This is a genomic window from Companilactobacillus alimentarius DSM 20249 (assembly GCF_002849895.1).
Lineage (GTDB): Bacteria > Bacillota > Bacilli > Lactobacillales > Lactobacillaceae > Companilactobacillus > Companilactobacillus alimentarius.
Genome location: NZ_CP018867.1, coordinates 442,489 through 465,633 on the forward strand (window position 1 = coordinate 442,489; position 23,145 = coordinate 465,633).

Genomic DNA, 23,145 nt, shown 5'->3' on the forward strand with positions numbered 1-23,145 from the left:
ATTCTGAAATCGATTACTTAAAATGTGTAGTTACTCACTAAAGATGGATAATCTTACACTACATTTAGTAAACGCTTACTGCAAAGGCTATTAATGGTATATTAAAAGTGAATGTATCAACAAGGGGGCAGATATTATGCGTAAATTAGAAGGATTTGCTAATGAATATCTATTTGTTTTACCAGATGAAATATTGCAACAATTTGACTATTCTTCTATTATTAAAGATTTATATGTGACTGACTTGGGCTTTTATCCTAAGGCTAAGTATCATTATGTCCATCGTCCTTTGGGAGCTAATGAATGGGTCATGATCTTTTGTACCGGTGGAGAAGGTACCATAGAGTCCTCAACAAAAAAATGGTCCATATCAAGAGGTTCAATCATAATAATGCCTCCAAATATTGAACATACTTATTTTGCATCCGAAATGCATCCATGGGATATTTTTTGGGTTCATTTTTCAGGTAAATTAGTTCATGAATATTTGTCATTGCCAACTCAGACACAAAATGGTTTTATCTACTCAAAGGAAGATTCAGAGGATGATATTAATTATTTAATGTCCTTATTTTGGCAGATGATCCAAGTTTTGACTTCCGGCTTTTCTTTTGAAGCTGTTTTTTATGATTCACAAATATTAGGTACGTTGTTAGCTTATGTGAATATGCATTCTAAATTACCTGGTGAGAAGAAGAACATGGGGAATGAACATTTAACAAAAGCCATTCAATATATTTATGATAACTTAGATCAGCGAATCACATTAAAAAAATTGACAGACCATTTAGGTGTGTCAATTAGCTATTTAAGTCGAATTTTTAAGAATAATTTGGATATGGGGGTGAATGAATTTATCACGTCGATTAAGATCAAGCAAGCTAGTCATTATTTACAAAACACTAATTTATCAGTTCAACAAATTGCTCAAGGTTTAGGGTATTCTGATCCATATTATTTTTCCAGAGCATTTAAAAAAATCTATAAAGTTTCTCCAGTAAACTATCGCAATCGGTATCAATCCGGTACTAGTTATAATGTCCATGTGTAAAATAGTCCATCTTTTTAGTGAGAATATCTATTTTTGTGTAAGCGATTTCGATATATTATTTTATTGAATTCAAATGTAGGTCTACGAAAAAATAAAATAAGGAGTTGTTTGAAATTGCTTAAAATTGATTTGCGTAAACGTAATTATATTGCCGTTAGTGCAGTTAGCTTCTTTTACCTATTTGCATGGTCGGCCGCAATGTCCTTTTTCGTTATCTGGCTTGGTCAAGTAATGGGAATAGGTAGTACACAAACAGGAATCCTGTATTCTGCTAATTCTTTCATGGCCTTAGTGATGCAACCACTTTTGGGATTTGTATCAGATAAGATTGGTTTGAAGAAAAACTTGTTATTAGGAATTCTTTTGATTTTACTACCAATCGGACCTTTCTTCATTTATGTATATGGACCTTTGCTAAAGAGCGCTTTTTGGTTAGGAGCTATCGTCGGTGGTTTGTATTTAGGCTTTGTGTTTAATGCAGGCTACGGAGCAATCGATTCATTTATGGATAAAATCTCTAGAAAATATGGTTTTGAGTATGGTAGATGTAGAATGTTTGGTTCATTTGGTTGGGCGGCAGCTACATTTTTAGCCGGAAGAATTATTAATATTGATCCTAATATTACTTTCTGGCTTGCTTCTTTTGCTAGTCTGTTAGCTATGATTGCTTTGGCAACGACTAAGATTAATCTTTCAACGGAAGAAAAGGAAAAGGCTGATTCAGTCAAACTGAAAGATACTTTTGGACTTGTTAAAAATAAAAAATTTATCTTTTTACTGATTTTTATGATTGGAGTTGGTTCAATCTATGACGTTTATGATCAACAATTTGGCACTTATTTCGTTAGACAATTTTCTTCAGCTGCTGCTGGTAATAAATGGTTCGGTGATTTAGGTTCTATTCAAACATTTTTTGAAGCAATTTTTTTGGCTGTTGCACCAGTTATTTGTAAGAAACTTGGAGCAAAACGAACTTTGCTTTTAGCAGGTACCATTATGTCAATCAGAATTGTTGGTTCTTCTTTTCAATGGGGGCCACTTTGGATCGGAGCTATGAAGTTTATTCATTCATTTGAAAAGCCATTATTTTTAGTCGCTCAATTCAAGTACATTTCACTGAATTTTGACTTACGTCTATCTTCATCTATTTATCTAGGATGTTTGTTTACTAGTTCAGCTATGTCGATTATCCTTTCACCTTTGTTTGGTAAATTCTATGCCTCAATTGGATTCTCTAAGACTTATGTGATCATTGGAATACTTGCATGTGTCTTCACATTACTATCTTCTAAACTGTTGACAGGTGATAAGAGAGCTCTTAATTATGGAAATAAATTTGCTGAGGGAGAACAAGTGACAGCATAAAAGGGAGAGTATAATAATGAAAGTTTTTGAACATTCAATTAATTTGAAGAATCAAGAAAGTGATATTCAACCTGCTTTACCACAATTACATGGTAAAGATCCAAATGGCAATGAATTTAGTTTTACCAACCACTATATGGTCCGAAATAATCATCCATTCTTTGGTATCTGTGGTGAATTTCATTTCAGTCGTTACAATTGTGATGAATGGGAAGATGAATTGATTAAAATGAAAATGGCAGGCATTAACATTATTCCTACGTATGTGATTTGGAATCATCATGAGGAGGTCAAAGGGCACTTCGACTGGACAGGTAATAAGGACTTACGTAGATTTATTCTCTTATGTAAGAAACATTCAATCGACGTTATCTTGAGGATTGGGCCTTGGGATCACGGTGAAGCTAGAAATGGTGGCTTTCCAGATTGGTTATATGCTGAGCCATTAGTAACTCGCTCCAATGATAAGAGATATTTAGGCTATGTTAAAAAATTATATGATGAAATTGGTAAACAAGTTCATGGTTTATTTTATAAAGATGGTGGGCCAATCATTGGTATCCAATTGGAAAATGAATTTCAACATGCTGGTGCTGCTTGGGAAATAACGACCGGCACTAGTGGAGAATGGATTCCATCAGGTTCAGATGGCAACGAACATATTAAAACTTTGAAGAAATTAGCTAAAGATGCTGGGATGATTGCTCCAATCTATACAGGAACCGGCTGGGGTGGAGCTGTTGCAAAAACTGATACAGTTTTACCTTTATGGGGCGGTTATGCTTTCTGGCCTTGGATTTTCTATGACAAGAGCATCAAGAAACATCCAGCTACGCCAGAATATATTTATCGTGATTATCATTACCCAACTTATAATTTTGATCCACAATATGATCCTAAGAAAGTCCCTTATGCTGCCTGCGAAATGGGTGGTGGTATGACAGTATTTTATGGTTATCGCTTCAAATTGCCATATCAAAGTGTTGATGCAATGACTAATGTTAAAGTGGCCAGTGGATGTAATTTTGTCGGCTATTATGTATTTCATGGTGGCTCAAATCCGCTAGGCATCAAGACACCATATTTGAATGAAAATGCTACCCCGAAAGTTAGCTATGATTATCAAGCACCATTAGGTGAGTTCGGTCAGACCAGACCTTCATACTACCGTCTCAAACGTCAACATTATTTCTTTACGACTTTTGAAGACAAGTTTTGTCAGATGGAAACTATTTTACCTGATGGCAGTGAAGATATCAAGCCAGAAGATGTTAAGAAGTTAAGATATTCAATTAGACAAAAAGATGGTTCTGGCTATGTTTTTGTTAATAATTATCAAGATCATGTTAAAAACGAAGACAAAAAGAATGAAGCAATTGATTTGGAACTAGATAATGAAAAACTCAGATTTCCATACGATGGTGGTTTTAATCTAGATAAAGAAGAGAGTTGTATCTTACCATTTAATCTAAATATTAAGGATGTACTTTTAAAAACAGCAACAGTTCAATTAATAACTAAGATTGCCCAAGGTGATAGACAAATTTATTTCTTCTATCAACCTCGTGGGATGGAACCTGAATATGTTTTTGACAAACAGACTGTTAAGGATATTCAAATTACTAAGGGAACTATCAATCAAGAAAATGATTTGATCATCGTTCACCCTGAGAGTTCAGAAATGACTAAAATCGATTTAACTAATTCAGATGGTAAACAAGTAGAGCTTTATACTTTGACCAATGAGGAAAGTTTAAACTTTTGGAAATTTACTTATGGTGATCATGAGAATGTGATCTTTACTTCAGCTCAATTATTAGTTGATGATAATGGTTTGAGATTTGAGAGTTCAAATAATGAAATAAAAATCAAGGTTATCAATGATTTGATTTCAGATGATTTATTGAGTAAATTAACAGTTGCATCAAAGAATGAATTAACAACAGATTATAATTTAATAACTGATAAAATCATACCTTCATTCAGTAAAGAGCGTATTACTGATGGAAAAGTCTTATTGAGTGTCAATACTACGGATCTTGTGAAAGATTCCGTCAAAGATTTACGGCTAAAAATTGATTATCAAGGTGATATTGGCTACGCCTTTTATCAAGATAAGTTGATTAATGATAATTATGCAAATGGTAGAACTTGGGAAATTGGTTTACGACATACCGTAAATGTCGGAAATGATGAAAAAGTCTATATTTCCATTACTCCAATTAGAAAAGAGCAAGAAATTAAAAGTGATTCACCTATGGCTGCTAGAAGTGAAGTTGATTCAGGTGAAATAATGAATCTAGAAAATATTGAATTAAAGCCTATTTATGAGTTCAAAATTTAGAAAAAGAGGCTAAGGGGAGCAAACTCTGAAGTGACCCCCAATAATTGGAGTTTGTTTTAAGCAACTAGTTGGTCGGAAAGCATCCAGTATTCTACGGGTGTCTTTCCGGCCAATTTATTTTGATAATGAAATTCTTGATCAGAATGAATTGTCCTCTCATTTCTGAATTGAATTAATCCATTAGCGACAAAGTGTTGATATATGGATCCATTGGTAAATAGTAGCAGGACCTTAGATATTATATTTTTCCATAGCTAGTTTTAACAGATAAATCATTATTAATATCATTAATACAAGCTATTTAATGTTTTTGAGAATATAGAAAAACCCTTCTGTTGAAGCAATCCAACAGAAGGGTTAATTTTAGATTAATTTTTTTATTGTTTAGTTATTCTTTTTAGCAGGTTTCCAAACACCATAGATAACACCAGAAATTACAGCACCAATAACAACGGCCAATAGGTAAAGTAGCGGCTTATTAGCAAGTGGTGTAACGAAGATACCACCATGGGGTGCAGGAACGTTAACTTTCCAAAGTTGTGTTAGTCCACCAGCAATGGCTGAACCAATAACACTTGAACCGATAACATGAAGTGGATCTCCGGCAGCAAATGGAATAGCACCTTCAGTGATGAAAGAAATTCCTAAGATATAGTTAGAGAGACCAGCTTGTCTTTCTTGTTCAGTAAACTTATTTTTCCAGAAAGTAGTAGCGATAGCAATTGCTAGAGGTGGAACCATACCACCAACCATAACAGCGGCCATCAAAGCACCATCTTGTGTAGCAGTGAAAGTACCAATAGCGAATGTATAAGCGGCTTTGTTGAAAGGACCACCCATATCAATAGACATCATACCACCTAATAAAGCACCGAGGATAACGGCATTACCAGTACCCATTGATTCTAGGAAGTGCGTAATAGCAGCATTTACAACGGCAAAGACAGGGTCAACGATGAAGTACATAATAGCACCGACTATTAGCAGTCCTAAGACAGGATAGATCAAGATTGTCTTTAGACCAGCTAATGACTTAGGTAACTTGCTAAGCCATTTCTTCAAGTAAACGATAACCCAACCAGCAATGAAACCAGCTAGAAGACCACCAATGAAACCGGCAGGACTCTTAGAACTAACAACTGAAGCAGTTGCTTGTGAAGCCATATAACCACCAACAAAACCAGGAAGCAATGCTGGACGATCACCAATAGAAACCGCAATATAAGCAGCTAGAACTGGAATTAGAAAACTAAAAGCATAGTTACCAACGTTGTTGAAGAATAGGAACCATTGTGACTTAGCACCAACAGAGTTTTCAAGCAAGAAGGAGATAGCCATTAAAATACCACCACCAACAACGAATGGAAGCATGTTAGAAATACCATTCATTAAATCGGCATAAATTCTTGACCAAAGTGACTTCTTTTCACCCTCATCGTCGCCATTATCTTCAACAGCACCGCCTTCAGAATGGAAGATCGGAGCTTTTTGGTCTTTAGCAAGGTCGATCAATTCTTCAGCTTTGTTAATACCATCACTGACAGGGCGGTTGACCAAATGTTTGCCATCAAAACGTGGCATGTCAACTTTCTTATCAGCGGCGATAATAATACCACTCGCACGTTTGATTTCGTCGGCAGTTAACTTGTGCTTAACACCTTCGGAACCGTTAGTTTCGACTTTGATATCGACACCCATTTTTTCAGCTTGTTCTTTTAGAGCAGCTTCGGCCATGTAAGTATGGGCAATACCAGTTGGACAAGCAGTGACAGCGACGACATAAGGCTTTTGAGCACCAGTATCAGCAGTTTTGGCCGCTTGTGCTTGAGCTTTTTGCTTTTCTTCATCAGCTTTATCTTTTGCTTCTTTTTCTTTCATTGCTTTGTCAAAAAGCTCTTGAACTTCATCAGCAGTTTTAGCGGCTTTTAGGTTTTTAACCAACTCAGGATTGATCAAAAGTGATGATAAAGCGGCTAAAGCTTGTAAGTGAAGATTATCAGCACCATCTGGAGCGGCAATCATAAAGAATAGGTAGGCTGGTTGTCCATCTAATGATTTGTAGTCAATACCCTTGGCACTTTTAGCAAATAGGACAGTAGCACGCTTAACCGCCTTATCACGGGCATGTGGCATGGCAATTCCATCACCGATACCAGTACTAGTTTGCGCCTCACGTTTTAAAATATCGGATTTGTATAGTTCTTTGTCGTCAATGACACCGACTTGATAGTACTTGTCGACCATTTCTTCAATGGCTTCCTCTTTGGTAGTAGCTTTCAAGTCCATAATCATGGCGTCTTTTAATAATAATTGTTTCAAGTCCATTATTAAGAGTCCCCCTCAATTATATTTCTGTGATTGAAATTTCTTTATAAACTTCGTCAATTTTAGCCTTAACAGCAATGTCTTGACTAAACGCAGTTGCTGATCCACAGGCTGCACCCACATGAAGACTTTCGATTGGATCTTTTGTCTCCATAAAAGTACCAGCGAAACCAGCAATCATTGAATCCCCAGCACCAACTGAATTGATTACTGTGCCTTTAGGTGCATTAGCTTTATAAGCCTTATCCTTGGTAACTAACAAAGCACCGTCACCCGCCATAGAAACTAAAGCATGTTTTGCTCCTTTTTCTAAAAGCTTACGAGCATAAGTAATAATTTCCTGTTCGTTATTCAAAGTTACGTTGAATAAATCTGCTAGTTCATGATGGTTAGGCTTAACCACCAATGGGTGAAGTGGCAATGTATCTAAGAGTGCCTGACCAGTAGTATCAATGATAAATTCAGCACCTTGTTTTTGGATCTTTTTAGCAATATCTAAATAAAATCCTGCATCAAGATTTTTGCAAAGGCTTCCGGCCATCACAACGATGTCGCCATCGCCAACGCTATCAAGATTATTCATAAAACTGTCTCTTTCAGTTTGAGTAATCTCAGGACCGGCACCATTTATTTCAGTTTCCTCATTCTGGTCAACTGCATTAATCTTAACGTTAATTCTGGTATCCTCTGAAACTCTAGTAAAAGCAGTCTTTAATTGGTGTTGTGAAAGAAGTTCTTCAAACATAGATCCAGTTGCACCACCGACAAAACCAAGAGCTGTAGAATCAATATCCAGTTCCTTCATAATTCTTGAAACATTGATCCCTTTACCACCAGGAAGTTTAACGTCAGTCTGTGTACGATTGACTTGTCCGGTATTCAAATCTTTCAATTGTAAAACATAATCAATTGAAGGATTGACTGTAATTGTATAAATCAACTATATTGCCTCCGTTACCTTTGTATATTTATTCAAAGAATTAAATTCTTTTTCTGATAATTTACTTGTTACTAATGGAACCTCATCTAAAGTTGCAAAACGACTAAAACTAACTTGCGCAAACTTAGAACTATCAGATAATACATAAGACACGTTGGATTGCTTAATAGCCAGACTCTTAATAGAAGCTTCTTCAGGATCGGGAGTTGTATAACCAGCTTCGATCGAGAAACCATTCGTCCCTAGAAAAGCTCGGTCAAAATGGTATTTTTCAAGAGTTTGAATAATATTTGCACCAACTAAAGCCTTAGTAGATGATTTTAATCTTCCCCCAGGAATAAAAGTGTTCACGTTATAATCAGCCAACATCGAAGCGTTATCGACACTATTGGTAATGACTAACAAGTCTGTATGTTCTATTAAGTAAGGAATCATGAATTGAATAGTTGTCCCTGAGTCTAGGAAGATCACTTCATGATTACGAACCAAATTTGCAGCGGCTTGGCCGATCATTTTCTTTTCATTAATATGTACTGCTGCTTTTTGTGAGAGCGCAGGTTCTTCATGCAAAGAAATAACATTTTGAGCACCACCATGAATCCGCAATAATTTGTGACAATTTTCTAAATCCTGCAGATCACGGCGCAAGGTTGATTCGGAAGCACCAGTTAATGGAATTAAATCATGAAGTTTGACAATATTGTGTATTTTTAATTGTTCTAAAATAATTTGTTGCCTTTCCCCGGTAAGCACTTTCATCACCTCGCAAATGATAGAATACAACCAAATTCATTCAAAATCAATCATAAAATATCAAAAACGGTCAAAAACTTTCAATTGATCTTAACCAATTATTAAAGTATTGGACAATCAATTGTACTTCAAAGTATTATGAAGGTTGTTTTTGTGCTAAAATTTAAAAATGATAATTAAGTTTAGAAAGGGGGATTTTAATGTTTGTAGATAACGTTAAAATCACCGTAAGATCTGGTAAAGGTGGCGACGGTGCAGTTGCTTTTCGTCATGAAAAGTATGTGCCATTAGGTGGACCTTCAGGTGGTGACGGAGGCCGCGGTGGAGATATTATATTAAAGGCCAATGAAGGTATGAATACTTTGATGGACTTTAGATACAAGAGAATCTTCAAAGCTCAACCTGGTCAAAATGGTCAAATTAAGAGTATGTATGGTCACAAAGCTGATCCAGTTTATATCGTAGTTCCTACAGGAACATCGGTTTATGATGTTGATACTGGTAAGTTAGTTGGCGATCTGACTGAAAATAATCAGGAATTAGTGGTAGCTAAAGGTGGTAATGGGGGACGTGGTAATATTCACTTTGCCAGTTCCAAAAATCAGGCTCCAGAAATTGCGGAGAATGGTGAACCCGGTCAAGAGAAACATATTAAATTGGAATTGAAGTTGATTGCAGATGTTGGATTAGTGGGCTTTCCATCAGTTGGTAAGTCGACATTGCTATCAGTTGCAACTTCGGCTAAGCCAAAGATTGCGGCTTATCACTTTACAACATTGTCGCCTAACTTAGGTATGGTCAAATTAGATAATGGACAAGATTTCGTTATTGCTGATTTACCTGGTTTGATTGAAGGAGCTTCCAACGGTGTGGGCTTAGGAATTCAATTCTTGCGACACGTTGAAAGAACTAGAGTGCTTTTACACTTGGTTGATATGGATCCTAATAATGGAAGAGAGCCATATGAAGATTATTTGGCTATTCGAAAAGAATTAGGCAATTACGATAAGAACGTTTTGAAACGTCCAGAAATAATTGTTCCAACTAAATTAGATATACCGGGCTCAGAAGAACGTTTAGCAGAATTTAAGGAAAAACTTGCAACTGATGTTGATATTTTCCCTATTTCTAGTATTCAACATACTGGGGTTAAAGATTTGATGAATCATACAAGTGAAGTCTTATCTAAAGCTGAACCAATTCACTTTGATGTTCAGTCTAATGATTCTCAAGAATACAATTTTGAACCAAAGGCTAAGCAATTTACGATTGAAAAAGACGCTGAACATAGTTTCGTTGTTAAGGGTCAGAAAGTTGAAACGCTTCTCCAAAGAACTAACTTGGATCACCAAGATGGAATCATGCGTTTTGCAAGACAATTAAAATCAATGGGAATTGAAGATGCATTGATTAATGCAGGAGCTGAATCTGGTGACTCAGTAACAATTCTCGATTTCACTTTTGAATTTATTTAGGGGCTATAAAAATGGGTAAATCACCGAAAAGAAGATTTATTACTGGGTTTGATGGACTACGTACTTTAGGGGTTATAGGTGTTATTATGTATCACTTGAATCCTAATGTTTTTTCCGGCGGATATTTGGGTGTACCAATTTTCTTCCTTATCTCAGGTTACTTAATCACAGATCATTTTTTTAATACTGTCGATTATGGTGGTTCGTTTTCACTAAGTAATTTTTATGTAAAAAGAATTAAAAGATTGTATCCAGGCATGCTGTTTGTTTTATTGGCATCCGGTGCATATATTGTTTTATTTTTAAAAAATTTGCTCTATCATTTTGATCAAATTTTTGCAACGAATATTTTGAATGTCTACAATTGGTGGCAAATATTTAATGGTCAGTCTTATTTTGAAAGATTTGCCAACAATGAGTCACCATTTACTCATTTATGGACGTTATCAATTGAAGGTCAATTTTATATTATTTGGCCAATTCTTTTGATTCTGTTCAGCAAATTTCATGTTAAAAAGAGTCGTATCTTTGGCTTTTCGATGGTTGTTTCAATTGCTTCGGCGATTTGGATGGCATTGTTATTCAAGCCAGGCGTCGATCCTAGTCGAATTTATTATGGTACTGATACAAGACTCTTCTCAATCCTTTTGGGATGTGGCTTAGCATTGATTTGGCCAGCTGAAAAGTTAAAAGAAGGATTAAAAAAGAGTGACAAGTGGAAATTGAATCTAGTTGGATTATTATCATTTGCTTTAATGCTTTTGATGATTTTCACAATTAAGGATTCTGATCCATTCTTATATCGTGGAGGAATGTTTATTTTCTCTGTTGCAACTTGTATCTTTATTGCAGTTGTTGCTCATCCGGATTCTTTCTGGAACGATGTTTTGTCGAATAAAGTATTTCATTATATTGGCACAAGAAGTTATGGCTTATACCTATACCAATTCCCAGTTATGATTTTCTTTGAATCTAAATTTAAGAATATTGCTGATCATCCAGTCCTTTATCCGGTGATTGAAGTTATATTAATTGTGTTAGTGACTGAATTCTCATTTAGATTTGTTGAACAACCATTGGCACACGCTAAATGGAGTGATGTGAAGAACTTCTTCAAATCATCTACTGGTATTCAACGTGTTTTGGCCTTGGTTATTGCTTTGATTGGTATTACAGGTGGTTATAGTGTCGTTAAAGCTGTCAGTGCACCAAATCCTAATGTTAATCACAGTCAGTTAGCTAATAAGATCAATAAGAATGAAAAAGCTAACAAGAAGAAGAAACAACAAGCAATTGAGAATTTGAAGAAAGCTAAGAAGAATCAAAAAGATCAAAAGAATGCGACTGGAAAGATGTCAACGGCTGATTACGCACGTTATAAGAAGGCTGCAAAAGATCATCCAATCAATACTGATTTTGAAAAATATGGCCTAACTCAAATTGACTTGCAAAGGTTAAAGGATGTTCCAATGACCGCAGTTGGTGATTCAGTTATGGCCGATGGTTCAGATAATTTCTTGAAATTGTTTGATGACAAGAAGGTTATCGTTGACGCTGCTGTTAGTCGTCAATTGGATGCAAGTGTTGATATTTTACAAAAGTACAAAGATCAGGGTGTTTTAGCACAGAATGTTTTGATAGGCTTAGGAACTAATGGACCATTTAATATGCAACAATTAGGTCAGATTATGGGCTTAGTTGGACCAACACGTCATGTATATTGGATTAATGTTCATGTACCAACTAGACCATGGGAGAAGACAGTTAATGGTGTCTTAGACCAAGCTACAAAGAAATATAAGAATTTAACTATTATTGATTGGAATGGCTACTCAGCAGGACACACAGAATGGTTCTACGATGATAATGTTCATCCTAATCCGGATGGCTCGATGTATTATACTTCCTTTGTTGCTAAGGAAATTTTGAAATCATTAGACAAAAAATAGAATAGGATTTTTTTATGGAATTAGAATTTTTAGGAACAGGCGCTGGTGTTCCCTCTAAGGGACGCAATGTGTCGAGTACAGCATTAAAAATGTTAGACGAAAGAAATGAAGTGTGGCTCTTCGATGTTGGGGAAGCAACACAACATCAGATTTTAAGAACAGCCATTAAGCCTCGAAAAATCACTAAGATCTTCATTACTCATTTGCATGGGGATCACATTTTTGGTCTACCAGGACTTCTAGCAAGTCGTTCTAATCAGGGTGGTAATTCGCCATTGGAGATTTATGGTCCAGTGGGAATCAAGCTCTTTGTAGAGACCTCACTAAAAGTTACTGGTAGCAAGTTGAGTTATCCCGTCAAATTCATTGAATTGAAGAATGGTGGAGAGATTTTCAACGATAAAACTTTTACAGTTGTCGCTGGAGAATTGAAACACCGAATTACTTGTTTTGGCTATCGTGTAGTTGAAAAACCGCGGACTGGTGAATTATTAGTCGATGAACTGAAAAAATATAATATTCCAAATGGTCCAATTTTTGGACAATTAAAGGCTGGAAAAACTGTCACATTAGAAGACGGCACTGTTTTGAATGGAAAAGATTTCATAGGTCCTGACAAACCAAGCAAGATTGTAACGATAATTTCTGATACTCGCTATACTCCAGAAATTGATAAATTGTCGCAAAATGCGGATGTAATCGTTCATGAATCAACCTTTTCTAATGATGAAAAGAAATTGGCTTATAATTATTTTCATTCCACAGCTACTCAAGCTGCAGAGGTTGCCAAAAGAAGTCATGCAAAAGGTTTGATTTTGACGCACATATCTGCTAGATATACTGGTAGAGGAGCCTTAGTTTTACAAAAAGAAGCTCAAAAGATATTCAAGAATACTAAAGTGGCCAAAGATTTTGATCTATACGAGGTACCATTCAAATAGAAAAGAGGATGATTATGGTTAATTTACTGAATCAGACGATTGTAGTGACGGGAGCATCATCAGGAATTGGTAAAGACGTCGCTATCAACGCTGCTAAATCTGGAGCTAATTTGATATTAATTGCTCGAAATGAAGATAAATTGTTGCAGGTAAAGAACGAATGTATTCGTGTCGGAGCTGAAAGTTCCAAGCACGAGTATTTGTCAGTTGATATGAGTGACCCTGAGCAAATTACTGCTGGCGTCGAGAAGATCTATGAAATTAGTGACGAAGTTGACGTTCTAGTTAATGCTGCTGGTTTCGGAGACTTTTCCAATTATCTAGAGACTGATTTTGATAAGATTGAAAAAATGTTTCGGGTCAATGTTTTAGGCTTGATGTTGATGACTAGATTAGTTGCTAGTAAGATGATTGATAATGGCTTTGGTCATATTTTCAATGTTGGCTCAATGGCTGGAAAAATCACAACGCCAAAGTCAGCTGCCTATGCAGCCACTAAAGCAGCTGTAATCGCATTTTCAGACGGTCTAAGACTGGAATTGAAACCGATGGGCGTTTATGTGACAACTATCAATCCTGGCCCTGTGGCAACTAATTTCTTCGATGTAGCTGATCACAATGGAACTTATCTTGATTCAGTAAAGAAATTTGTCCTTGATCCTGATAAATTAGCTTGGGAGATTGTAAATACATTTAATAAAAATAAACGTGAAATCAATCGTCCAAGATATATGGAATTGGCAGCCGTACTTTATAAACTAGCTCCAAGCTTAGGGGATTATTTTGCTGCTACACTTGGAAATCGTAAATAGAGGGTATTAATATGAATGGTAATGGGAAACAATCAAAATTTGTTTTAGGATTAGTAATTGTTTTGATCGTGGTAGTATTTGCGGTGTTAAATGTGAATCCGGTAACTGTTAGTTTCGGTTTCACGCGAGTTAAATTACCATTGATCATTTTGATCATTGTTTCATTGTTATTAGGGGCTTTGGTTACATTGCTTTTGGCAGGAACAAGTAAGAAAAATGACAGTAAGTTAAATCGTCATGCTAAGAAACAAATATCTAATGTTAAAGTTTCTCATGACAGCCAAATAGCAGATGCATTGAAGGAAAATAATACAAAAAAGCAAACAAAATAGTATTTTTGCTTGCTCAAACGTTTTTATGATAGTATTATATTAAACGTTAGATTTGATTAAGTAATATAAATAAAGGAGTTTTTAAATATGGCAGTTCCAAAGAGAAAATCATCAAAACAAAGAAAGCGTCAAAGACGTGCACATATTAAATTGAATACACCAAACATGCAATTCGACGTTGCTACTGGTGAATATCGTTTAAGTCATCACGTTTCACCATCAGGTATGTACAAGGGTGAAAAAGTTATCAGCGATAACAAAGAAGCTTAATTAAAAGTCAAGTCAATTGATCTTGGCTTTTTTTTAATATTTAAACGGATGGGGAAACAACTATGAGAAAATTGAAATACTTATTATTGTTGGTTATTCCGCTATTCTTTTTAATGCTATCAGGATGTTCTAAATTGAGCCTTTCTACTACCAAGAGAGCTTATAGTGCTGATGGTTTAGTTGCAGTAATTAAGGGACGTGCAACTAATTATCAGAAGTTGACTTATACTGTTGGTGGTGAAACGAAGAAAGTAGCTGTTGATGGCGGACATTTCGCTATTTCTGTACCCGTTTCTAATAGTTCCCAAAATGTTAGGATTAAAGCTGTTAATGGGAAAAATACAGAAACTAAATTAGTTAAAGTAAAAAAAGCCAAGGCACTTGGAGATTACTTGACTTTTGCGCAATCGTATAATTATACGATGTTGTCATTGGGTCAACCTAATGATCAATTACAATTAATTTCTAAGAATGAAATTAGTACGCATAAGAAGGATGACGGAACAAAATGGTATTATAATGTTCAGAATAATCAGTTAATGGGAATTGCAACTAAATTCTCATATAAAGATTTGAAATCTAAATCTGGACAAAAGAGTTTTGCGACTGATCTGATGATTGTTTCTAAGCTCTTAGGGGCTGACGGTCAAAAAGTTTTGAAGGATTTTGCTAAGCAGACTAAAAATGCTGATCAGAATACAACTAAAACAACGATGAAACAGATTACTTCAAAGGGCATAAATTATAATATTAATTTGACGACAAATGGATTCTATCTTTACATTACTAAATATTAATAATATCTAAGGTGTGGTAATTGTTTACTGCGTCTAGGTAATAAAAACCCCTAACTTCTCGAAAAAGTTAGGGGCTTTTATTATAAATTGAATCTAAATTTTCCCATAAAAAAAGTGCTTAATTAGCTAAGCACTCTTTTCATCTTTTTTATCGTTAACAGAACTGTCAAGAATCAATGGAATTGCACTGAAAATGACAGCAAATACTATACTAACAATGATAGAATAATTTGTATTGTAGGTTTGTTGGTTCAAGGCACCACCGATAAAGCCGGCAACTTGTCCTAACATAATTGACCAGAAAATTATAGCAATATATCTCATTTCTTCCATCTCGCTTTCTCAAGTAGTTTAGCACAAAATAGTTTTTTTCCCAATAAACTTCTGCTTGATTTTGATATAATTTTAAACAAAGGGGGCGGTAAATTGCAAGCGCAATTACAAGTTGTTAGTAGTTACAGTTTGTTGCATAGTCCCGCTAAAATAACGGAAATAGTAGATCAGGCAAAACAGCGTGGTTATCAGGCGATTGCTTTGACGGATCTAAATAATTTATATGGCTCAATTGATTTTTATAAATATGCCAAGAAAATTGGTATTAAACCGATCATTGGCTTGACCATTGAGACAAGTGGTTTAATTGATCAAGAAAATAGTTACCCACTAATCTTATTGGCTAAAAATCAACAGGGCTATCAGAATTTGATCAAACTTTCTTCAGCGGTTATGTCTAATAAAGAGCCAATTTCACTAACTAATTTACAGCCATATCTGAATAATCTATTTGTGATCACGCCAGGTAGCGATTCTGAATTGACCAGTGTGTCTGAACGGCAAGATTACCTAAAGAAATTGAGCAGCTTGTTGGATGATAATTCTCTTTATTTAGGTGTCGGACTTTATTCAGAACAGATTGACAATGTAAAAACGATTAGAGACATGTCTAATGATTATTTACCTTTAGTGGCTTTAGGAGATGTTAGATATATTAATCCAGATGATCACATGGCTTATCAAGTTGTCAATTTTTTGCGAACAGGTCAAAGATTTGAAAACTTAGAACAAGTCGTTGAATCCGGTGATCATTATTTAAGAACAGCTGAAGAATTTGAGCAGGATTTTGTTAAGGTCGATATGGAATCTGCAATTGCAAATGCACAAAAGATAGCCGATCAGTGCAACGTTGAGATTGAATTTAAGGAAACTGAATTGCCACAGTTTGATACACCGATGGGTCAAAGTTCAATTCAATTTTTAACTGATTTGACTAATAAGGGCTTAGAAAAACGATTGAATAATCATATATCAACTGATTATCAAGGACGATTGAATTATGAATTAGGCGTGATTGATAAAATGGGCTTCTCAGACTATTTTTTAATTGTTTGGGATGTTATCAAGCATGCTCATGAAATTGGCATTAAAACTGGTCCTGGACGTGGTTCTGCGGCAGGTTCACTAGTATCATATTGTTTAGGAATAACGCAAGTCGATCCAATCAAATATGATCTTTTGTTTGAACGTTTCTTGAATCCACAACGTGCCAATATGCCTGATATTGATTTAGATCTACCTGACAATCGTCGAGATGAGATGGTTATGTACATGCATGATAAGTATGGTTCAGACCATATGGCTCAGATCATTACTTTTGGAACTTTAGCGGCAAAGATGGCCTTAAGGGATATTGCTCGGACATTTAGTCAAACGCAATTTCAGATGTCGCAGTGGTCGAATGCGATTCCCCGTAAACTCAATATTACTTTGCAAGAGTCTTTTGACGAATCGAGTACTCTACGAAATATAGTTAATGATTCACGTGAGAATAAACTGATTTATCAAGTTGCTACAAGGCTTGAAGGAATTCCTAGACACTATTCGACTCATGCGGCAGGAATTATTTTGAGTAAGAAGAAAATGACTGATATTGTTGCGGTGCAACTGGAAGATGATGGTATCAATCTGACTCAGCAAACAAAGTATAATGTTGAAAGTCTTGGTTTGTTGAAAATCGATTTTTTAGGATTAAAAAATTTAACTATCTTAGACCAAGCGATTCAAGCTATTTCAAAAAAGTATGGACGCAAGTTTATTGCTGAAAGAATCCCCTTGAATGATCCGCAAACACTGCGATTGTTTCAACGTGGTGAGACCGATGGGGTCTTTCAATTTGAATCTGATGGAATCAAAAGTGTTTTAAGGCAATTAGTACCATCGAGTTTTGATGATATTGTTGCGACTAATGCTTTGTATCGTCCCGGTCCTATGCAAAACATTGCTACTTTTATCGCTAGAAAGCATGGTCAAGAACCGGTAACCTATCCAGACAGTTCTTTGGAAAAAATATTGCAACCAACTTATGGAATTTTAGTTTATCAGGAGCAAGTAATGCAGGCTTCTTCAAGAATGGCTGGTTTTTCTTTGGCTGAAGCTGATATTTTACGACGTGCTATTAGTAAGAAGAATGAAAAATTAATTGAAGAAAATCGTCAGAAGTTTGTTGATGGTTCCGTTGCCCAAGGACATGATAAAGAATCCGCTCAAAAGGTTTATCAATATATTGAGAAATTTGGTAATTATGGTTTCAATAAATCCCACGCGGTTGCTTATTCAATGATTGCCTTTTGGTTGGCCTATATCAAAGTTCATTTTACGGATATCTTTTTTGCGTGTTTGTTGAATTCTAATTTGAATAATGAGACGAAAGTTGCAACATATGTTCAGGATGCAAAGGATCGACAGGTTAAGATTCTAAACGTTGACATCAATCAAAGCTCTTTAGAGTTTAATGCTGAAAAGAAGTCGATTCGTTTTGGAATCTTAAGCATTAAAGGAATGCGACGTGATCTAGCTAGAGAGATTGTTGAACAGCGTCAAAAAAACGGTTCATATACAAGTGCATTGAATTTCTTGCAACGGATTGATCGCCGTTTCATCAAGGAAGACTATTTGGAGCCTTTAATCTTGGCAGGGGCCTTTGATTCATTTAATCAAAATCGAAAAGAATTACTATTTGATTTTCGTGATCTAATTGAAAGTATTCAATTGGCTGGTAGTAATTTGTCCTTGTTTGACATTTTGGATCCCAAGAAACATGAAGTGGATGATTTTACTTTAACTGAACGTCTCAATCAGGAGAAGGAATATTTAGGAGTCTATGTTTCAGGTCATCCTGTTGAAAAATATCGGAGTCGAATCTTAAATACTAAAACGGTAAAAATAGCTGAACTTGGTAATTTTCAAGGGATGAGGACTAACGTTTTAGGATTGGTCAAGAATTTACGTGTGATTCGGACTAAAAAGGGTCAGAGAATGTGTTTTATGACGATTGAAGATGAATCTGGCAGTATTTCTGTAACTATTTTTCCAAAAGTTTTTCAAAAAATTGAAAATCTGGAATTGGATGGTAAAATATTTCTCTTTGTTGGACACAGTAATGTTGGTCAAAGAGGAGATTTAGAATTGATTGCTGATCGACTGTCAGATCCTAAACAATTCACAGTCCAATTGCCCAAAGATAAACTGTATTTAAGAGTTACCAAAGATTTAGATACTCCTGACAATTTGGAGAAATTGTATCAAATTATCGAACATTTTCCGGGACCTATGCCGGTGATTGTCTATCGAGAGAAAAAACGTCAAGCGTTACTGTTGAAATCTAATCGATGGATAGGTTTTAATAGTAACGTACAGAGTCAACTGGAAGACTTTTTAGGTAAAAAAAGTGTTTTCGTAAAAAAAGACCACTAATTTCATTTAAAAACGTTTTCAGCTCTACAAACTAACCTTTAAAAATGTTATATTTGATTAGGTTTTGTTTTAGAAACAAATAATTTTGGAGTGTGAACAAATGAAGCGTATTGGTATTTTAACCAGTGGTGGAGACGCCCCTGGTATGAACGCTGCTATTAGAGCAGTCACACGTCGAGCCATTGATAAAGGGCTTGAAGTGTTTGGTATCAATTATGGATATGCTGGTCTTGTTGCAGGTGATATTTTCCCACTAACAAGCGACGACGTATCCGACCGTATTCAACGTGGTGGAACATTCTTGTATTCTGCAAGATATCCTGAATTTGCTAACGTAGAAGGTCAATTGAAGGGTATTGAGCAATTAAAGAAATTTGGAATTGATGCATTGGTTGTTATTGGTGGAGATGGTTCTTACCATGGTGCATTGCGTTTGACTGAACATGGTTACAATGCAATTGGTTTGCCAGGAACAATTGATAATGATATTCCTTACACCGACTTTACCATTGGTTTTGATACAGCCGTATCTACTGCTGTTGATGCCATTGATAAGTTAAGAGATACTGCTTCTTCTCATGAAAGAACATTCGTTGTTGAAGTAATGGGTAGAGGTGCTGGAGACGTCGCTCTTTGGGCTGGTGTTGCCGGTGGTGCTCAAGAGATTATCGTTCCAGAACGTGAATTTGACATCAAGGAAATTGCTGAACGTGTTAAAGAAGGTCGTGAAAAGGGCAATAAGAATATGATTATTGTTCTAGCTGAGGGTGTTATGCATGCTCAAGATTTCATGAACGAATTGGACAAGTACGGCGACTTCCAAACACGTGCAACTGTCTTAGGACATGTTCAACGTGGTGGTTCACCAACTGTTAGAGATCGTGTTCTAGCAAGTAAAATGGGTGCTTATGCTGTCGACTTATTGCTCGACGGTAAAGGTGGCCTAGCGGTTGGTATCGAAGATAACAAGATTACTTCTCATGATATTCTTGATCTCTTTGATAGCAAGCACAAACCTGATTTATCTCTATATGACCTAAATAAATCAATCAATAGATAATTTATTTAAGCATATAAACGCATTGTTTGTTACAATAAACGATGAAAACAAGAAAAGGGGATTCTCGATGAAAAGAACAAAAATTGTAAGTACACTTGGACCTGCAAGTAACGATGTTGATACTATCGTTAAATTAATTCAAGCTGGAGCAAATATCTTCCGCTTCAACTTCTCACATGGTGATCATCCAGAACATAAAGCTCGTATGGAAATGGTACATGAAGCTGAAAAAATTACTGGCAAGACTGTTGGTATTGTTCTAGATACAAAGGGTGCTGAAATCCGTACAACTGTTCAAGAAGGCAACAAATTTGAAGCTAAGATTGGTCAAACAATCCGTATTTCAATGGATGACTCATTGACTGGTACACCTGAAAAGATTGCTTCAACATACCCTGGACTATACGATGATACACATGTTGGTGGTCACGTATTGATCGATGATGGTCTTGTTGACTTGAAGATCACTGAAAAAGATGACAAGAACCGTGAATTAGTTACTGTTGTTCAAAATGACGGTATCATTGGTTCAAGAAAGAGTATCAATGCTCCTGGTGTTGAAGTTCGTCTACCAGGTATCACTGAAAAAGATTCTGACGATATTCGTTTTGGTTTGGAACAAGGTATCAACTTCATCTCAGCTTCATTCGTTCGTAAAGCTCAAGATGTCTTAGATATTCGTGCAATCCTTGAAGAAAAACATTGTGAATATGTACAAATCTTCCCTAAGATTGAATCACAAGAAGGTATCGACAATATCGATTCTATCCTTCAAGTATCAGATGGTTTGATGGTTGCTCGTGGTGACATGGGTGTTGAAATTCCATTTGAAAATGTACCATTCTTACAAAAGAGCTTGATCAAGAAGTGTAATGCTCTTGGCAAACCAGTTATCACAGCTACACAAATGCTTGATTCAATGCAAGAAAACCCACGTCCTACACGTGCCGAAGTTACTGATGTTGCTAACTCTGTTCTTGATGGTACAGATGCTACAATGCTTTCAGGTGAAAGTGCTAACGGTGACTACCCTGTAGAAGCTGTTGCTACTATGGCTCGTATTGACGAACGTACTGAAAAAGAATTAGACAAGAATAACTCACTTGCAATTCAAAGATTCGAAGACTACAAGGGCTCAAACGTTACAGAATCAATCGGTGAATCAGTTGTTAGAACTGCTGAAGAATTGAACATTAACACAATTGTTACAGCTACTAAATCTGGTTACACAGCACGTATGATTTCTAAGTACCGTCCAAGCGCTGATATCTTGGCTATCACATTTGATGAAAAGACACAACGTGGTTTAACAGTTAACTGGGGTGTTGATCCTATTATCACTGACAAGCCAGAAAACACTGATGAAATGTTCGACCTTGCTGCTAAGAAAGCTCAAGAACTTGGCTTTGCTAAGGAAGGCGATTTGATTCTTGTTGTTGCCGGTGTTCCAGTTGGTGAAAGTGGTACAACAAACGTTATGAAGGTTCAATTGATTGGCTCAACATTGGTTAAAGGCCAAGGTGTTGGTGAAGAATCAGTTGTTGGTAACGTTGTAGTTGCAAACTCAGCTGAAGAAGCAAACAAAAAAGTTAACGAAGGCGACATTCTTGTAACAAAGATGACAGACAAGGATTACCTACCAGCTCTTGAAAAAGCTAGTGCCGTTGTTGTTGAAAACGGTGGTTTGACATCACATGCAGCCGTTGTTGGTATTGCTATGGGTCTACCTGTTGTTGTTGGCGCTAAGAATGCTACATCACTTGTTAAAGATGGTGACACTGTTACTGTTGATTCAAGACGTGGTGTTGTATACAAGGGTGCTTCACGTTCACTTTAATTTTTAATTAAAATAAATTAAAAATGATTTAAATATAATTAGACTGAAAGAGACTGACGAGTTTCTTTCAGTTTTTTTGTGTTTGCGGTAATATCATATTATTAAAAACTTTTGAGGTGAAATTTTGTCGAATAAAGATGTATTGGTTTTTGAGATTGAACAAGCAAAAGGAAAGCCAAGGGATATAAAAAAGAAAAAAGATTATTGTCCTTTCTGTGATACTAAGAATCTGACTAATATCATTGAACAAAAGAACGATATGATTTGGTTGGAAAATAAGTTTAAAACCTTGAAGGATACCAATCAGACATTAGTAATTGAATCTAGTGATCACTATGGAGATATTTCTAACTATTCTGTTGCTAAAAATAAGGAAGTATTTGAGTTTATTTATCACTGTTGGGATGAAATGATTCAAAGTAAAAAATATGAAAGCGTCTTAATGTATAAGAACTTTGGACCAATGTCTGGTGGTTCTTTACGTCATCCACATTTTCAAATTATTGGACTAGATAAAGTTGACGGATACAAGCATATTGAGGAAGAGAATTTTACAGGGATGGATGTTTTTAATTCCAAACATATCAACGTTAATGTGTCACAAAAGCCCATCATGGGTTTCGTTGAATTCAATGTTGCAATTAATAACCCCCAATATATTGATGATTTGGCTGAGTTTACTAGAGTAACGGTTAAATATGTCTTAGATGATTTATATGGTGGTAAGTTCGATTCCTACAATATTTTCTTTTATAAATTTGGAAAGAAAATCATTTGTAAAATTGAAGCTAGATATGTTGTTTCACCTTACTTTGTGGGTTATCGTTTATCGCAGCGTGATGGAGATAAGCAGGTCAGAGGTATTGCAGATGTCTTGTTAAAGAGATTGCAGGAAAATACCCAAAGTGATGAGATAAAGTAAAATAAGTTGATAAATCTGTAGAAGATTTATCAACTTATTTTTTATGAATAACAGTTGTACACAACTTATTTAAACAAATTTTATGTAACTTTGATTTATTGAAAAATAATTAGACCCAATTATTTTTCTTAGCTATGTTCAAAGCCTCGATTCGTGAATGAGTTCCAGTTTTACTAAGAATTGAAGAGATATAATGTCATCTAAAGCTTGATGAATAATATC

General features: G+C 35.6%; 18 protein-coding genes. 14 read left to right on the forward strand and 4 right to left on the reverse strand.

Annotation, left to right across the window (positions count from 1 at the left end):
• Nucleotides 1–136 precede the first annotated feature (136 nt).
• The 3 genes from LA20249_RS02245 to LA20249_RS02255 all read left to right on the forward strand — a co-directional run bounded on the left by LA20249_RS02245 (nucleotide 137) and on the right by LA20249_RS02255 (nucleotide 4,760).
• Entirely contained in the window at nucleotides 137–1,051 is a 915-nt protein-coding gene (locus LA20249_RS02245) for an AraC family transcriptional regulator (RefSeq protein ID WP_057739402.1), read from the forward strand.
• 114 nt (nucleotides 1,052–1,165) lie between these two features.
• Nucleotides 1,166–2,416 carry an oligosaccharide MFS transporter gene (locus LA20249_RS02250; protein ID WP_235806780.1) on the forward strand — a complete coding sequence of 417 codons (1,251 nt, stop codon included), beginning with the start codon at nucleotides 1,166–1,168 and terminating at the stop codon, nucleotides 2,414–2,416.
• 16 nt (nucleotides 2,417–2,432) lie between these two features.
• On the forward strand, nucleotides 2,433–4,760 hold the full coding sequence (locus LA20249_RS02255) for a beta-galactosidase (protein WP_057739404.1): 2,328 nt from the start codon (nucleotides 2,433–2,435) through the stop codon (nucleotides 4,758–4,760).
• A 384-nt stretch (nucleotides 4,761–5,144) separates the two neighbouring features.
• Here the strand turns inward: LA20249_RS02255 and LA20249_RS02260 are convergent, their stop codons facing one another.
• Genes LA20249_RS02260 through LA20249_RS02270 form a run of 3 tightly spaced genes read right to left on the reverse strand, consistent with a single transcriptional unit; the run spans nucleotide 5,145 to nucleotide 8,778 of the window.
• Nucleotides 5,145–7,085, reverse strand: a complete 1,941-nt coding sequence (locus LA20249_RS02260; protein WP_057739405.1) for a PTS fructose transporter subunit IIABC — start codon at nucleotides 7,083–7,085, stop codon at nucleotides 5,145–5,147.
• A 19-nt stretch (nucleotides 7,086–7,104) separates the two neighbouring features.
• On the reverse strand, nucleotides 7,105–8,025 hold the full coding sequence (gene pfkB / locus LA20249_RS02265; protein WP_057739406.1) for a 1-phosphofructokinase: 921 nt from the start codon (nucleotides 8,023–8,025) through the stop codon (nucleotides 7,105–7,107).
• The gene (locus LA20249_RS02270; RefSeq protein WP_057739407.1) at nucleotides 8,026–8,778 is read right to left on the reverse strand and encodes a DeoR/GlpR family DNA-binding transcription regulator; all 753 of its coding nucleotides are present in this window, start codon (nucleotides 8,776–8,778) and stop codon (nucleotides 8,026–8,028) included. It lies immediately after the preceding gene.
• Nucleotides 8,779–8,972: 194 nt separating this feature from the next.
• On the opposite strand from LA20249_RS02270, the gene obgE reads away from it, so the two are divergent.
• The 7 genes from obgE to LA20249_RS02305 all read left to right on the forward strand — a co-directional run bounded on the left by obgE (nucleotide 8,973) and on the right by LA20249_RS02305 (nucleotide 15,354).
• On the forward strand, nucleotides 8,973–10,253 hold the full coding sequence (gene obgE / locus LA20249_RS02275; protein WP_186809195.1) for a GTPase ObgE: 1,281 nt from the start codon (nucleotides 8,973–8,975) through the stop codon (nucleotides 10,251–10,253).
• Between the two features lie 11 nt (nucleotides 10,254–10,264).
• Entirely contained in the window at nucleotides 10,265–12,202 is a 1,938-nt protein-coding gene (locus tag LA20249_RS02280) for an acyltransferase family protein (protein ID WP_057739409.1), read from the forward strand.
• 14 nt (nucleotides 12,203–12,216) lie between these two features.
• Nucleotides 12,217–13,143, forward strand: coding sequence for a ribonuclease Z (rnz, locus tag LA20249_RS02285; RefSeq protein ID WP_057739410.1), 927 nt, complete (start codon nucleotides 12,217–12,219; stop codon nucleotides 13,141–13,143).
• A gap of 14 nt (nucleotides 13,144–13,157) precedes the next feature.
• A complete protein-coding gene (locus LA20249_RS02290; protein WP_057739411.1) occupies nucleotides 13,158–13,955 on the forward strand; it encodes an SDR family NAD(P)-dependent oxidoreductase in 798 nt (265 codons plus the stop codon).
• An 11-nt stretch (nucleotides 13,956–13,966) separates the two neighbouring features.
• Nucleotides 13,967–14,287 carry a lipopolysaccharide assembly protein LapA domain-containing protein gene (locus tag LA20249_RS02295; RefSeq protein ID WP_057739412.1) on the forward strand — a complete coding sequence of 107 codons (321 nt, stop codon included), beginning with the start codon at nucleotides 13,967–13,969 and terminating at the stop codon, nucleotides 14,285–14,287.
• A gap of 87 nt (nucleotides 14,288–14,374) precedes the next feature.
• Nucleotides 14,375–14,557 carry a 50S ribosomal protein L32 gene (gene rpmF, locus LA20249_RS02300; RefSeq protein ID WP_025085314.1) on the forward strand — a complete coding sequence of 61 codons (183 nt, stop codon included), beginning with the start codon at nucleotides 14,375–14,377 and terminating at the stop codon, nucleotides 14,555–14,557.
• Between the two features lie 62 nt (nucleotides 14,558–14,619).
• Entirely contained in the window at nucleotides 14,620–15,354 is a 735-nt protein-coding gene (locus LA20249_RS02305; RefSeq protein ID WP_057739414.1) for a hypothetical protein, read from the forward strand.
• A 126-nt stretch (nucleotides 15,355–15,480) separates the two neighbouring features.
• Here LA20249_RS02305 and LA20249_RS02310 read toward each other — a convergent pair whose 3' ends face one another.
• Nucleotides 15,481–15,678, reverse strand: a complete 198-nt coding sequence (locus tag LA20249_RS02310; RefSeq protein ID WP_236900097.1) for a YjzD family protein — start codon at nucleotides 15,676–15,678, stop codon at nucleotides 15,481–15,483.
• A gap of 102 nt (nucleotides 15,679–15,780) precedes the next feature.
• On the opposite strand from LA20249_RS02310, the gene dnaE reads away from it, so the two are divergent.
• The 4 genes from dnaE (at nucleotide 15,781) to LA20249_RS02330 (ending at nucleotide 22,923) form a co-directional block, all read left to right on the forward strand.
• Nucleotides 15,781–19,104 (forward strand): DNA polymerase III subunit alpha, encoded by a 3,324-nt coding sequence (dnaE, locus tag LA20249_RS02315; RefSeq protein WP_057739419.1) that lies wholly within the window; start codon nucleotides 15,781–15,783, stop codon nucleotides 19,102–19,104.
• 100 nt (nucleotides 19,105–19,204) lie between these two features.
• Complete coding sequence (gene pfkA / locus LA20249_RS02320; protein ID WP_057739421.1) at nucleotides 19,205–20,164, forward strand: 6-phosphofructokinase; 960 nt, start codon at nucleotides 19,205–19,207, stop codon at nucleotides 20,162–20,164.
• Nucleotides 20,165–20,231: 67 nt separating this feature from the next.
• Complete coding sequence (gene pyk / locus LA20249_RS02325; RefSeq protein ID WP_057739422.1) at nucleotides 20,232–22,001, forward strand: pyruvate kinase; 1,770 nt, start codon at nucleotides 20,232–20,234, stop codon at nucleotides 21,999–22,001.
• 124 nt (nucleotides 22,002–22,125) lie between these two features.
• A complete protein-coding gene (locus tag LA20249_RS02330) occupies nucleotides 22,126–22,923 on the forward strand; it encodes a DUF4931 domain-containing protein (protein WP_057739424.1) in 798 nt (265 codons plus the stop codon).
• Nucleotides 22,924–23,145: the final 222 nt, after the last annotated feature.

Bases quoted from the DNA above. Each gene is read 5' to 3' on its own strand.
- pfkA (WP_057739421.1), top strand. From the start codon at position 19,205: ATGAAGCGTATTGGTATTTTAACCAGTGGTGGAGACGCCCCTGGTATG.
- LA20249_RS02290 (WP_057739411.1), top strand. From the start codon at position 13,158: ATGGTTAATTTACTGAATCAGACGATTGTAGTGACGGGAGCATCATCA.
- LA20249_RS02245 (WP_057739402.1), top strand. From the start codon at position 137: ATGCGTAAATTAGAAGGATTTGCTAATGAATATCTATTTGTTTTACCA.
- LA20249_RS02260 (WP_057739405.1), bottom strand. From the start codon at position 7,085: ATGGACTTGAAACAATTATTATTAAAAGACGCCATGATTATGGACTTG.
- LA20249_RS02295 (WP_057739412.1), top strand. From the start codon at position 13,967: ATGAATGGTAATGGGAAACAATCAAAATTTGTTTTAGGATTAGTAATT.
- pyk (WP_057739422.1), top strand. From the start codon at position 20,232: ATGAAAAGAACAAAAATTGTAAGTACACTTGGACCTGCAAGTAACGAT.
- rpmF (WP_025085314.1), top strand. From the start codon at position 14,375: ATGGCAGTTCCAAAGAGAAAATCATCAAAACAAAGAAAGCGTCAAAGA.
- LA20249_RS02255 (WP_057739404.1), top strand. From the start codon at position 2,433: ATGAAAGTTTTTGAACATTCAATTAATTTGAAGAATCAAGAAAGTGAT.
- LA20249_RS02305 (WP_057739414.1), top strand. From the start codon at position 14,620: ATGAGAAAATTGAAATACTTATTATTGTTGGTTATTCCGCTATTCTTT.
- LA20249_RS02310 (WP_236900097.1), bottom strand. From the start codon at position 15,678: ATGAGATATATTGCTATAATTTTCTGGTCAATTATGTTAGGACAAGTT.
- rnz (WP_057739410.1), top strand. From the start codon at position 12,217: ATGGAATTAGAATTTTTAGGAACAGGCGCTGGTGTTCCCTCTAAGGGA.
- LA20249_RS02280 (WP_057739409.1), top strand. From the start codon at position 10,265: ATGGGTAAATCACCGAAAAGAAGATTTATTACTGGGTTTGATGGACTA.